Origin of the sequence: Streptomyces sp. NBC_01471, from assembly GCF_041438865.1 — a bacterium.
Taxonomy (GTDB): Bacteria; Actinomycetota; Actinomycetes; order Streptomycetales; family Streptomycetaceae; genus Streptomyces.
In genome coordinates this window covers 462713-476036 of record NZ_CP109451.1, presented here as the reverse complement: position 1 = coordinate 476036, position 13324 = coordinate 462713, and the positions used below count along the sequence as shown (strand labels likewise).

14 protein-coding genes are annotated in these 13324 nt (G+C 70.8%); all 14 read left to right on the top strand.

Features of this window, described 5'->3' with window-relative positions:
* The first annotated feature begins 13 nt into the window (after nt 1-13).
* Nucleotides 14-484: an acyl carrier protein gene (locus OG285_RS38060; protein WP_331760450.1), complete on the top strand. Its 471-nt coding sequence runs from the start codon at nt 14-16 to the stop codon at nt 482-484.
* Nucleotides 481-1254, top strand: coding sequence for a 4'-phosphopantetheinyl transferase superfamily protein (locus OG285_RS38055; RefSeq protein WP_331760449.1), 774 nt, complete (start codon nt 481-483; stop codon nt 1252-1254). The genes OG285_RS38060 and OG285_RS38055 overlap by 4 nt, the downstream gene beginning before the upstream one ends.
* Before the next feature lie 56 nt (nt 1255-1310).
* Entirely contained in the window at nt 1311-1436 is a 126-nt protein-coding gene (locus OG285_RS38050) for a hypothetical protein (RefSeq protein ID WP_371793740.1), read from the top strand.
* 21 nt (nt 1437-1457) lie between these two features.
* Nucleotides 1458-3053: an acyl-CoA carboxylase subunit beta gene (locus OG285_RS38045; protein WP_331760448.1), complete on the top strand. Its 1596-nt coding sequence runs from the start codon at nt 1458-1460 to the stop codon at nt 3051-3053.
* Complete coding sequence (locus OG285_RS38040; protein WP_331760447.1) at nt 3050-3268, top strand: acyl-CoA carboxylase epsilon subunit; 219 nt, start codon at nt 3050-3052, stop codon at nt 3266-3268. Before OG285_RS38045 ends, OG285_RS38040 begins: the two co-directional genes overlap by 4 nt.
* Before the next feature lie 494 nt (nt 3269-3762).
* Complete coding sequence (locus OG285_RS38035; protein WP_331760446.1) at nt 3763-4629, top strand: NAD(P)H-binding protein; 867 nt, start codon at nt 3763-3765, stop codon at nt 4627-4629.
* Between the two features lie 20 nt (nt 4630-4649).
* Nucleotides 4650-6116, top strand: coding sequence for a methyltransferase domain-containing protein (locus OG285_RS38030; RefSeq protein WP_331760445.1), 1467 nt, complete (start codon nt 4650-4652; stop codon nt 6114-6116).
* A gap of 51 nt (nt 6117-6167) precedes the next feature.
* Nucleotides 6168-7334: a nucleotide disphospho-sugar-binding domain-containing protein gene (locus tag OG285_RS38025; protein WP_331760444.1), complete on the top strand. Its 1167-nt coding sequence runs from the start codon at nt 6168-6170 to the stop codon at nt 7332-7334.
* Nucleotides 7335-7423: 89 nt separating this feature from the next.
* Nucleotides 7424-8599, top strand: a complete 1176-nt coding sequence (locus tag OG285_RS38020; protein ID WP_331760443.1) for a nucleotide disphospho-sugar-binding domain-containing protein — start codon at nt 7424-7426, stop codon at nt 8597-8599.
* Nucleotides 8586-9161, top strand: a complete 576-nt coding sequence (locus OG285_RS38015) for a dTDP-4-dehydrorhamnose 3,5-epimerase family protein (RefSeq protein ID WP_331760442.1) — start codon at nt 8586-8588, stop codon at nt 9159-9161. The genes OG285_RS38020 and OG285_RS38015 overlap by 14 nt, the downstream gene beginning before the upstream one ends.
* Entirely contained in the window at nt 9158-10291 is a 1134-nt protein-coding gene (locus OG285_RS38010) for a glycosyltransferase (protein ID WP_331760441.1), read from the top strand. The genes OG285_RS38015 and OG285_RS38010 overlap by 4 nt, the downstream gene beginning before the upstream one ends.
* A 46-nt stretch (nt 10292-10337) precedes the next feature.
* Nucleotides 10338-11405, top strand: a complete 1068-nt coding sequence (locus tag OG285_RS38005; protein WP_331760440.1) for a glucose-1-phosphate thymidylyltransferase — start codon at nt 10338-10340, stop codon at nt 11403-11405.
* Nucleotides 11402-12382, top strand: coding sequence for a dTDP-glucose 4,6-dehydratase (rfbB, locus tag OG285_RS38000; RefSeq protein WP_331760439.1), 981 nt, complete (start codon nt 11402-11404; stop codon nt 12380-12382). Before OG285_RS38005 ends, rfbB begins: the two co-directional genes overlap by 4 nt.
* Nucleotides 12379-13323 (top strand): NAD(P)-dependent oxidoreductase, encoded by a 945-nt coding sequence (locus OG285_RS37995; RefSeq protein ID WP_331760438.1) that lies wholly within the window; start codon nt 12379-12381, stop codon nt 13321-13323. The genes rfbB and OG285_RS37995 overlap by 4 nt, the downstream gene beginning before the upstream one ends.
* The last annotated feature ends 1 nt before the right edge of the window (nt 13324 follow it).

Genomic DNA, 13324 nt, shown 5'->3' with positions numbered 1-13324 from the left:
TGGAAGGGAACCAATGACCATTCAACCCACCGACATCGCTTGGGATTTCGGCGCACCGGATTTCGCCGACTGGGATCTCGCCGACTGGGATATCGACGACCGGGATTTCGACGACCGGGACGAGGACGCCGACGAAGAGATACTCGGAGCCGCGGTCCATGTCCCGGACCGGGACACCCTGGGCGCCCTCTCGCTGGAGGAGCGGACCGACATCATCGACCAGTACGTGCGTCAGGAACTCGCCCGTGTGCTGGGCATCGCCCCGAACGCCGTCGAGACGGCCGGGTGCACGATGAACAGCCTCGGCGTGGGGTCCGTGGCCGGCCTGCAGATACAGAACCGCATGGAGACCGCTCTCGGCGTCGAGGTCAATCTGCAGATGCTGCTTCTGGCCAACAGCGCCGCGGAGCTGATCGAATGCCTGGCGGGACAGCTCGGCCCCGGTGACTCCGTCCACGCCCGGAGAAGCCGGCGTACGACATGAAGCGGAGCGACCTGCTGCAGGCGAGCACTTCGGCGGCCCGGGTGAGTGACCCCGCCGACCCGTGGCTGGACGTATGGCTGCTGCGCCTGCCGCGGCACGACAAGATCGCGCACCTGATCGACCAGAGCCATCTCGACGACCACGAACGCCACCGCGGATCGACGTTTCTGCGCCCCGCCGACTCCGTGCTCTACCTCTCCGCGCACATCGCGCTGCGCCTGGTCCTGGCGCGCTACCTGGACCTCGCCCCCCAGCACGTGCCGTTCGTACGCGAGCCGTGCCCCGGCTGCGGAGAGCCGCACGGCCGGCCGGCCGTGGCCGTCCCCGACCCGCCGTTCCACTTCTCCCTCTCCCACAGCCGGGGCATGGCCCTGGTGGGGGTCGCGTCGGCACCCGTGGGGGCCGACGTCGAGGGCATCCCGCGTACCAGCACCGTCGACAACTGCGTCCCCGCCCTGCACCCCGACGAACAACGGGAGCTGGCCGGCACGTCACCCGAGGCGCGCCATGAGGCGTTCGGCCGGATCTGGACGCGCAAAGAGGCCTATCTGAAGGGGCTGGGCACAGGCCTGAGCAGGCAGCCGTCCCTGGACTACCTCGGCGCCGACGCCACGCGCCGGCCGGCCGGCTGGTCGTTCATCGACCTCCCCTGCGCACCGCACCACAACGGCGCCGTCGCCCTCAGGGCCCCCGTCACCGAGCCGACGTCCGTCCACCGGCTGCCGGTGGACGTGCTCTTCGGTGCCCCGGCGCTCTCCGCCGCAGTCTGAGGGGAGGAGGCCGACGTGTTCGTCCTCGTCACCCCGAGTACGACCACGGCTTCCCGGTGCCCCTGAAGAACCCGATCGACCAGCACCGCACCCAGTGGCGCGTGTCGAGCCTGTCGGCTCAGCTCGCCCGGTGGGCCGGCGCGCTGCGCGAAGCACGTGGCAACACCCCGTATCAGGCCTAAGTCACCCGGAGGGTCAACGTCATGCTCATAGCAGACGATATCGGCGTCATGGAGGCGCTCGGACCGATACCGCTGAGCGATCGTGTGGATGAACTCAGCACGATCAAGAAGACGGCGTGCCAGGGACTCGATCCCTCCGCCACCGAACGTCAGCACGCCAAGGGCAAACTGACGGCACGTGAGCGCATTGACCTGCTGCTGGACCCGGGCTCGTTCCAGGAGGTCGAGCAGCTGCGCCGGCACCGGGCGACCGGCTTCGGCCTGGAGGCGAAGAAGCCGTACACCGATGGTGTGATCACCGGCTGGGGCACGGTCGAGGGCCGCACTGTCTTCGTCTACGCACACGACTTCCGGATCTTCGGCGGCGCGCTGGGCGAGGCCCACGCGACGAAGATCCACAAGATCATGGACATGGCCATCTCGGCCGGCGCCCCGCTGGTCTCGCTGAACGACGGCGCCGGTGCCCGGATCCAGGAGGGCGTCTCGGCGCTCGCCGGGTACGGGGGGATCTTCCAGCGCAACACCCGCGCCTCCGGTGTCATCCCGCAGATCAGCGTGATGCTCGGCCCGTGCGCGGGCGGCGCGGCCTACAGCCCGGCGCTCACCGACTTCGTGTTCATGGTCCGCGAGACCTCGCAGATGTTCATCACGGGTCCGGACGTGGTGCGTGCGGTGACGGGTGAGGAGATCACCCAGAACGGGCTCGGCGGCGCCGACGTGCACGCCGAGACCTCGGGCGTCGCGCACTTCGCGTACGACGACGAGGAGACCTGCATCGCCGAGGTCCGCTACCTGCTGTCGATGCTCCCGCAGAACAACCGGGAACTGCCGCCCCGGCTGGTGAGCGACGACGCGCCCGACCGGACGACGGACTCACTGCTCGGTGTCGTTCCGGCCGACCCCAGCCACATCTACGACATCCGCCGCGTCATCGAAGAGATCGTCGACGACGGCGAGTTCTTCGAGATCCACTCCGGCTGGGCGACCAACATCGTCTGCGCCCTGGTCCGGCTCGACGGCGACGTGGTGGGCATCGTCGCCAACCAGCCCGCCTCCTACGCCGGTGTCCTCGACATCCAGTCGAGCGAGAAGGCCGCGAGGTTCGTGCAGTTCTGCGACGCCTTCAACATCCCCCTGGTCACCCTGGTCGACGTCCCCGGATTCCTGCCCGGCGTGGACCAGGAGCACAACGGCATCATCCGGCGGGGCGCCAAGCTGCTGTACGCGTACTGCAATGCCACCGTGCCGAGGATCTCGCTGATCCTGCGCAAGGCCTACGGGGGTGCGTACATCGTCATGGACTCCCAGTCCATCGGCGCCGACCTCACCTACGCCTGGCCGACGAACGAGATCGCGGTCATGGGCGCCGAAGGTGCGGCCAACGTCATCTTCCGCCGCGAGATCAATGCCGCCGACGACCCCGGGGCGGTGCGCGAGCAGAAGATCAAGGAGTACAAGAGCGAGCTCATGCACCCCTACTACGCAGCCGAGCGCGGCCTTGTGGACGATGTCATCGACCCCCGGCGGACCCGTGAGGTGCTCGTCAGGGCGCTGGAGATGCTGCGGCCCAAACACGCCGACCTGCCGTCGCGCAAGCACGGCAATCCGCCGCAGTGAGCGGCGACGAGGGCGTCGTACGGATCGAGCGGGGCGCGCCCACCCCGGAGGAGCTGGCGGCGCTCACAGCGGTCCTGCTGGCCCGTATGGCGGGGGGTCCGGGTGGTCCGGGTGGCGCGGGAGCACGCCGGACCGCGGGCTGGCGCCGCCCCGCTGACGTCCCTGTCGGCTGGCGCTCCGGCGCGGCCGGCCGGCCGCATTTTGCATTGCTCTGACATCGGCATCACGCGCAATTTCCATACCTGCGACGACGTGACGAAACTTCAGCGAAGTCTGAAACAGAACGTCTTGACCACGCTTCCGGCAGCGAAGAAGCTAGTCACTAGTTTCCGCAGAATTGCGTCGAGCGAACATTTTGATTCCCGCCGGCCGACGTCGTTCGACGGGATTTGCCCGATGAGGAGAAGCATTTCGCGCCGCGCCCGGACCGGCCACTCCCGTGGCTCCTCGGCCCGGGCGGCTGGTCACCTTCCACGTCACCACCACGGTGCCGAGGAAAGGATGGACCGGGCTTGCCAAGCCGGCCCGGGGCGAGCTTCGAGCAGTTGCGCACCACCCTGCCGGAGATCATCAACCCCAGCGGTCCCGGCATCGTCCAGGTCCAGCGAAGTCACCCACGTCGTTGTCCGAACGGTTCAGGGGCATGCGGATTTCACCGCATGCCCCTGAACCGTTTTACGAACCGATACGCCACAGACAGGAATTGTGAATGTCAGCGCAGAATGTCGTCCTGGTTACCGGCGCCACCGGAAATATCGGCCCGCACATCGTCAGCCAGCTGCTGGAATCCGGCGCCCGGGTGCGCGCGCTGCTGCTGGCCGACGACCCGGCCGCCGACCGGCTGCCCGCCGGGGCCGAGGTCGTGTACGGCGACCTCTTCGATCCCGGCAGCCTGGATGCCGCCCTGGAGGGCGTCGGCTCCGTGATGTTGATGTGGCCCTTCTTCACCCTCAACGTCGACACCGCGCCGACCGTCGTGAAGATGATCGCCGAGCAGGCCCGGCGCGTCGTCTTCGTCTCCTCGATCGGTGTCCACCTCGGGCTGGAGCGGCGGGACAACAACTGCCACGCCTACCTGGAGGAGTTGATCGAGGAGACCGGCGTCGAGTGGACCTTCCTGCGCACCTCCGGCTTCGCGATAAACGCGGTGCTGTCCTGGAGGCAGCAGATCCTGGCCGACGGTGTCGTGCGCTCACCCTACGGAGCGGCGGCCCGGTCGCCGATCGACGAGGCGGATCTCGCGGCCGTGGCGGTGCGCGCACTGACCACCGACGGCCACGTCGGCGAGAAGTACGTGGTGACCGGACCCGAGGCCATCACCCAGGCCGAGCAGCTGGCCATCATCGGCGAGGCGGTCGGCCGTCCGCTGCGCTGGGAGGACGTCCCGCACCAGAACGCCCGCGAAGCCATGGTCAATGCGGGCTGGCCGCCCGCCTACGCAGACGGGGCCCTCGACTACTTCGCCATGTTGGTCGTCGAGCCCGAGCTCGTCACGACAACGGTCGAGGACATCACCGGCCGCACACCACGCACGTTCCGCGACTGGGCCGCGGAGAACGCCGCCCGGTTCCGCTGAACACAGCCCAGGAGCTGCAGATGACTTCCACCATGCCCGCCCACGACGCCGCCGTCCCCGGCGGTCCCCCCGGTTACGTCACCTTCGAGGAGCTGCGGGTCGACCGTCCCGGCACGGCCGACGAACTGACCAGCGTCCTTGCCGCCGAGGTGCACGCCTGGGTACGGCACCTCGACGGATTCGTCTCCGCCCGTATCCACCTGAGTCTGGACGGCACCAGCGTGGTGAACCGCGTCGAGTGGTCGAGCGAGCGCGCCTTCCTCGACTCCTTCACGCGGGGCCCCGCCGACAGCCCGCTGCGCTCGCTCTCCGACCGGCCGGGTGTCCTGTCGCTCACGAGCTTCGGCGGCACCCCGGCCCCCGGCGTCGAAGGACCCGCGGCCACCGAACCGCCCGGCATCATGTCCGTGGCGAAACGCCGGGTCGCCGGCCACGAGAGCGCCCGGGCGCTGGCCGGGCTGCTCCAGGAGTCCGGGGACTGGAAGCGGCGGCATCCGGGCTTCATCTCGGCGCAGCCCTGCATCAGCCTGGACGGCACCACGTACGTCAACTACCCACAGTGGGTGAGCGAGGACGCGTTCCGCTCCTACATGGCCGACCCGCGCAATGCCGCGGGCCAGGAGGCCATCGCCGCGCTGGAGACCGGCCCGCCGGAGTTCGTGATGTGCACCCTGGTCGCGCAGATCGACGCCGCCGCGCGGCCCGGGCCGTCGTACAGCACCGGATCGCTCACCGCGGGCGCGGTCTCCGCACTCGACCAGGTGCGGCTCTTCGAGAAGAAGTACGACCCGGCGAGCACCGCCATCCTGGAGGGCCTGCCGGTCGGTCGCGACTGGCGCTGCCTGGAGCTGGGCGCGGGCGCCGGATCGGTCGCCCACTGGCTCGCGGACCGGGCGGACCGGGGCAGCGTCCTGGCGGTCGACATCGACACCCAGCACCTCGACGCCGGCCGCTCTCGGACCCTGACGGTCCAACAGGCGGACGTCATGGACCTGGAATGCGCACCGGGCTCCTTCGACCTCATCTTCTCCCGAGCGGTCTTCGAGCATCTGAAGGACCCGGAGGAGCTGCTGGACCGCGTCCTGGGCTGGCTGGCTCCCGGCGGCTGGCTCGTCATCGAGGACTTCTACTACCTGCCGGGCGCCGACTCGCCCACCGCGGTGGGGCGTTCGCTGGTCGCGGCCTACGTCCGGCACATGGAGGAGCAGGGAGCCGACATGCGCTGGGGGCGACGGCTGGCCGCCACTCTGGCCCGAAAGGGCCTGGACGAGGTCGGGACGCGGGTCACGCCTGCCGGTCCCGGCCAGTCCGCTGTCGACAACGAACTGATCGGGCTGCGGATGCGACAGGAGGGTCACACGCTCGTCGAGAGCGGCCAGGTCACGGCGGACGAACTGGCCGAGTTCCTTGGTCTGCTCGGCACCCCCCAGGGACGTGACATGACCACGCTGCTGGTTTCCGCCTGGGGCCGGCGCCCCACCCCGTGAGGGCCGGCCGATGACGCCGCCCCGCACCTACGCACCACCGGAGGAGACCGGATGCGCGTCCTGATGCTGTCCACGCCCGTTCCGACCCACTTCACGCCCCTGGTCCCGCTGGCCTGGGCGCTGCGGGCGGCCGGGCACGAGGTGCTGGTCGCGGGCCAGCCCGATGTGCTGGGGGCGGTCGCCTCCGCCGGGCTGAACGCCGTGAGCGTCGGCGTCGGATTCCACGTGCAGGACCTGCTCCTCGGTGGCCTCCGCGAGGGTGAGCGGCCGCTGGAGACCCGCTCCCGGGCCGAGCTGGAGGAGATGGGCGGCGCCGGACGCGTGTGGACGACCCACACCCGCTACATGTGGCAGGCCTACCTGGACACCGCCCGGGCCTTCCGGCCCGACCTGGTGGTGTCCGATCCGCTGGAGTTCTCCGCCCTCATCGTCGGCGGCGCCCTCGGCGTCCCGGTGGCGCAGCATCGCTGGGGCGTCGACCCCATGTCGGACACGGCGCGCCTGGAGGCCCGCCGCGGCCTCCAGGGGCTCTGCGACCGGCTGGGCCTGGCCGCGCTGCCCGACCCGGCGGTGCTGCTCGATCCGTGCCCGCCCTCCCTGCAACTGCCGGAAGCGGTGCCGGGCACCCCCATCCGCTTCGTGCCCTTCAACGGCAACGGCTCCCTTCCGGACTGGGCAAGGGCAGGCCGTGCCGGCCGCGCGGGTACCCGCCGGGTCGTGGTCTCCCTCGGCGGCCGCACCCTCGATCTGAACGGTGTCCCACTCGCCCGCCGCCTGCTGCGGGCCTTCGGCGGGCTGCCGGGCACCGAGGTGATCGCCACCGTGGACGAGCGGCACCGGCAGGAGATCGGGCCGGTCCCGGACACGGTCAGGATGGTCGACCCGGTTCCGTTGAACCTGCTGCTCGGTGACTGCGACGCGATCGTCCACCACGGCGGCGCGGGCACCGCGATGACGGCGACCGCCTTCGGGCTGCCGCAGCTCGTCCTCCCGCAGATCGCCGACCAGTTCGCCCACGGCGACCGGCTGGCCGGGGCGGGCGCGGCCATCACGCTCGACAGCGCCGGGGCCCAGAACGACCCGGAACGGCTGAGCGCCGCGCTCGGGGAACTGCTGTCGGCCCCCGGCTACTCCAAGGCGGCCGGGGCGGTGCGCGAGGAGATGGCAGCGATGCCCGCCCCGTCCCGGGTCGCCGCAGACCTGGAACACCTGATCTGAGCCGGTCCGCGGACGCCGGAAACCTCCGGCCGATCCCTCCGGGCAGCAACGGACAGCAACGGACAGCAACGGACAGCAGAGGAGAACAGATGCGCGTCCTCGTCATGGCGACGCCCTCACCGACCCACTTCACGCCCCTGGTCCCGCTGGCCTGGGCGCTGCGGGCGGCCGGGCACGAGGTGCTCGTCGCGGGCCAGCCCGACGTGCTGGGGGTGGTCCGCTCCGCCGGACTGAACGGCGTCGGCTTCGGTGACGCGTTCGACGGCGAGGCCATGCTGCTCAAGGGCCTGGAGCCGGGGCAGCGGCCGTTGGAGGCCCGTCCCCGCACGGCCTTCCGGATGAGCGGCTACGCCGGACTGTGGGCCGCGCACGCCGCCCGCTGGGCCGACGAGTACCTGGAGTTCGCCCGGGCCTTCCGGCCCGACCTGGTGGTGTCCGATCCGCTGGAATTCAGCGCGCTCATGGTGGGCGCGGTGCTGAAGGTCCCGGTGGTGCAGCACCGCTGGGGCGTCGACCCGATGTCGGGCGATGCCCGCCCGGAGGCCCGCCGTGCCCTGCGGGACGTCTGCGCGCGCCTGGGCCTGGCGGAACTCCCCGACCCCGCGGTACTGCTCGACCCGTGCCCGTCCGCCCTTCAGCTGCCGGGCGCCGTGCAGGGCAAGCCGATCCGTTACGTGCCGTTCAACGGCAACGGCCCACTGCCACCCTGGCTGAGGGAACCCAGGACCCTCTCGGGCCTGCGCCGGGTCGCCGTCACGCTGGGCGGCACCCTGCCGCTCAACGGCGTGCCGTTCGCCCGCCGCACGCTCCGGATACTGGGCGCCGAGCCCGGCGTCGAACTGATCGCGACGGTGGACGAGCGGTTCCGGCGCGAGCTGGGGCCGCTGCCCGACTCGGTGCGGCTGGTCGACCCGGTCCCGCTGCACCTGCTCTTCGGAAGTTGCGAAGCCGTGGTCCACCACGGCGGCGCGGGCACGTCGATGACGGCGACCGCCTTCGGACTGCCGCAGCTCGTCCTGCCCCAGCTCGCCGACCACTTCTCACACGGCGACCAGCTCGCCGCTGCGGGCGCGGGGATCGCCTTCGACACGGCCGCGGCGCAGGACCGGCCGGACCTGCTGCGGGGCGCGCTGGCCGACCTGCTGAACGACCCCCGCTACGCCGAGGCCGCGGCCGGGTTGCGGTCGGACATGGAACGGATGCCCGCGCCCTCGCGGGTCGTCACCGACTTGGAGCAGGGGTGGGCGGGCCGTGCGCATCGATGAACTGGACGTGCCGGGAACCTTCACCGTGACGCCCGACCAGATATCCGACGACCGGGGGACGTTCTACGAGTCCCTGCGGACCGATGAGTTCGAGCGCGTCACCGGCCGGTCCTTCGAACCCCGCCAGATCAACTACTCGGTCTCGCGGCGCAACACCCTGCGCGGTATCCACAGCGTGACCGTGCCGCCCGGACAGGCCAAGTTCGTGACGTGCGTACGCGGTGCCCTGCGGGATTTCGTTGTCGACCTTCGCGTCGGCTCACCGACGTTCGGCCGCAGCGCGAGCAATGTCCTGGACGCCGGCTCCGGGGTCTCCGTCTACGTACCCGAAGGCGTCGGCCACGGATTCCTGACCCTCACCGACGACGCCACCATCTGCTACGTGCTGTCCAGCGTCTACGTGCCGGGCACCCAGATCGACATCGACCCCCTCGACCCCGACCTGGCGCTGCCCTGGGGATACACACAGCCCCCGCTGATGTCCCCCAAGGACGCGGGCGCCCGTTCCCTGAAGGACACGGCAGCCGCCGGTCTGCTGGCCGAATGGCCGGAGAAACCGTGAAGATACTCTTCGTCGCCGCCGGGAGCCAGGCGACCGTATTCGCCCTGTCCCCGCTCGCCACGGCCGCCCGCAACGGTGGCCACCAGGTGTTCATGGCCGCGCACGCGGACATGATGCCGGTCGTCGCGGGGGCGGGCCTGCCTGGTATCGCGCTCACCTCCCGGCCGCTGGGGGACTTCCTCACGTTCGACCGGGCGGGGCGGCCGCTGACCATCCCCGCCGATCCGGCGGAGGGCCAGCGGTTCGCCGGGGGAGCTTTCGGCCGCATGGCGGCCGCCAACATCGAGCCGCTGCTGGCGCTGGCCCGGGACTGGCGTCCGGACCTGGTCGTCGGCGGCACCCTGTCGTACGCCGCCGGGCTGCTCGCCGCCCACCTCGGCGTCCCGTTCGTCCGCCAGGCCTGGGACGCGATCGAGGCCGACGCCATCCACCCCGGGGCCGCCCTGGAGCTGCGGCCGGAACTCGACTCGCTGGGCCTGGAGCGGTTCCCCGAGCCCGAGCTCTTCATCGACATCTGCCCGCCGGGAGTCCGGCCTCCGGGCGCCGCACCTGCGCAGCTCATGCGGTGGATCCCGGGCAACCAACAGCGGGCGTTGGAGCCATGGATGTACCGCCGCGGGGACCGCCCCAGGGTGTGCGTGACGTCCGGCAGCCGCGCGTCCCGCGCCAGCTACGACAACAGCTACGAATTCCTGCGCGACATGGCCACACGCATCGGCGCGCTGGACGTGGACCTGGTCGTCGCGGCACCGGAAGCCGTCGCGGCGGATCTGCGCGCCGAATTCGCCGGCGTACGGGCAGGCTGGATCCCGCTCGACGTCGTCGCGCCGACCTGTGATCTGCTCCTGCACCACGCGGGCGGCGTCACGAGCATGACCGGCATGAACGCCGGTCTCCCCCAACTTCTCATTCCCAACGGCCCGATCCTCGTCCCGGCTGCGCGCCGCATGGCGGCGTACGGAGCGGCGATCACGCTCATGCCGGGAGAGGACTCCGCGGACGCAATCGCGGACGCGTGCGGGGAACTCCTGGCCGACCCCGCCTACCGCGGCCGGGCGCGCGATCTCGCACGTGAGATCTCTGGACTACCGCTGCCGGCCCAACTGGTCGGCGTTCTGGAGAACCTGTGACCGGTCCGCCGGTCGTGACAAGAGTCGTGACAAGAGAGGAACGTCCATGAAAGCACTGGTGTTGTCGGGCGGGTCGGGGACCCGCCTGCGGCCTTTCAGTTACTCCATGCCGAAACAGCTCATACCGATCGCGAACAAGCCGGTTCTGGAACACGTCCTGGAGAACATCCGTGACCTCGGGGTGACCGAGATCGGTGTCATCGTCGGTGACTGGGCGCCGCAGATCCAGGCGGTGCTCGGCGACGGTTCCCGGCTCGGCGTGCGTATCACCTACATCCCCCAGGACCGGCCGACCGGCCTGGCCGCCTGCGTGTCGCTCGCCCGGCCGTTCCTGGGCGACGACGACTTCGTGATGTACCTCGGCGACAACATGCTGCCCGAGGGTGTCGGGCGGATCGCCGAGCAGTTCACGGCCACCCGGCCGGCCGCGCAGGTGGTCGTCCACAAGGTGTCCGACCCGCGGGCCTTCGGCGTCGCGGAGCTCGACGCGGACGGCCGCGTCGAGCGGCTCGTGGAGAAGCCGCAGAATCCGCGCAGCGATCTCGCGCTCATCGGCGTCTACTTCTTCACCCCCGCCATCCACGAGGCCGTCGCCTCCATCGAGCCCAGCACGCGCGGCGAACTGGAGATCACCGACGCCGTCCAATGGCTCGTCACCCACGGCGCCGAGGTCAAGGCCAGTGAGTACGGCGGCTACTGGAAGGACACCGGTCGCGTCGAGGACGTACTGGAGTGCAACCGCAAGCTCCTGGACGGCCTGAAGCCCCGCATCGACGGCGAGGTCGACCCGGCCAGCGTGCTCATCGGCCCGGTCGTCGTGGAGGCCGGTGCCCGCGTCATCCGGTCCCGGATCGAAGGGCCGGTCATCATCGGTGCCGGAACCGTCGTGGAGGACAGCCACATCGGCCCGCACACCTCCATCGGCAAGGAATGCGTGCTCAGTGGTACCCACATCGACTACTCCATCGCGCTCGACGGCGCCATGGTCTCCCAGGTCCGCGGCCTGTACGGCTCCCTGATCGGCCGCTCCGCCTCCGTCGGACCGGCCGACATCGGTACCACTCACCACCGGCTGGTCGTCGGTGACCACACCCGCGTCGAGGTGGCGGCATGAAGATCCTGGTCACCGGCGCCGCCGGCTTCATCGGCTCGCACTACGTACGAACCCTGCTGGAGGACGGCTACCCGGACTGGAAGGGAGCCACGGTCACGGTCCTGGACAAGCTCACCTACGCCGGCAACCGGGACAACCTCCCGGCGTCCCATCCCCGGCTGGACTTCGTCCAGGGCGACATCTGCGACGACGACCTGCTGCGGCAGCTGCTCCCCGGGCACGAGGCGGTGGTCCACTTCGCCGCCGAGTCACACGTCGACCGGTCCCTGGAATCGGCGTCCGAATTCGTCCGCACCAACGTCGTCGGCACCCAGACGCTCCTGGACGCGGTGCTCGCCGCCGGCGTCGAGCGCGTCGTGCACGTCTCCACCGACGAGGTCTACGGTTCGATCGACGAGGGCTCCTGGACCGAGACCTGGCCGCTGATGCCCAACTCCCCTTACTCCGCGTCGAAGGCGGCGTCCGACCTGATCGCCCGTTCCTACTGGCGCACCCATGGCCTGGACCTGTCGATCACCCGCTGCTCCAACAACTACGGGCCCTACCAGCACCCCGAGAAGCTCATACCGCTGTTCGTCACCAACCTGCTCGAAGGCCTGCGGGTGCCGCTCTACGGCGACGGCGGCAACATCCGCGAATGGCTTCACGTGGACGACCACTGCCGGGCCATCGACCTCGTGCTGAACCACGGGCGGGCCGGTGACATCTACAACATCGGCGGCGGGAACGAGCAGACCAACCTCGCCATCACCGAGAAGCTGCTGGAACTGACCGGCAACGACTACTCCAAGGTCGTCAGGGTTCCCGACCGCAAGGCACACGACCTGCGCTACTCGCTGGACGAGTCGAAGATCAGCGAGCAGCTCGGCTACGCCCCGCGTGTCACCTTCGAGCGCGGACTGGCCGAGACGGTGGCCTGGTACCAGGACAACCCCCACTGGTGGAAGCCCACCAAACACGGGGTCGGTCAGGTATGACGGTTACCCGCTCGGTGCTGGTGCTCGGCGGCACGGGCTTCCTCGGGCAGCACATCGGCGCGGCGTTCACCGCCGCCGGGGACCGGGTGGCCTCCGCGGCGCGGAGCGGGCCGCTACGGATCGACCTCGCCACCGCCGCCCCGCGGGAGCTGGCCGCGCTGCTGGACCGCACCCGGCCGGACGTCGTGGTGAACGCGTCCGGCCGGGCCTGGCGGGCGACCGGGCGGGAGATGCTCGAAGCCAACGCCGAAGCCGTCGGCAAACTCGCCGCGGCCGTCGCCGTACTCCCGCACCGGCCCCGGCTGGTCCAGCTGGGCAGCGTGCACGAGTACGGTCCCGGAACGGTCGGCGAGGGCACCCGTGAGGACCAGGTGCCGGCACCGGTCACCCCGTACGGCCGGTCCAAGCTCCTCGGCTCGCTTGCGGTGCTCGACGCGGCGCGCACCGCGGACCTGAACGCGATCGTGCTCCGGCTGGCGAACGTCTGCGGTCCCGGAACCCCGCGCGGCAGCCTGCTCGGCATGATCGGCGAGCGGCTGGCCGGCGGCATGCGGGACTCCCGGGACGGGGCACCGGCGGAGCTGCGACTGGCCCCACTGCACGCCCGGCGTGACTTCGTGGACGTACGGGACGTGGTGGACGCCGTCCTGGCGGCGGCGGAACTGCCGGCCCCGGCCCCGGCCGACCGCGTGCTGAACATCGGCAGCGGCACCGCCGTACCCATGCGGGACCTCGTCGGCCTGATGGTCACCCTCAGCGGGCTCAGCATCCGGATCGTCGAGGAGTCCGGCGACGGCACGCCGCGCACCGACGTGGAGTGGCAGCAGCTCGACATCACCAAGGCCCGGCGGCTGCTGGGGTGGCGCCCGCACCGGGGCGCCGAGGAGTCACTGCGCGACCTGCTCGCCGCCGAGTCGGCCCGGCCGGCCGAAGCGGCATGAC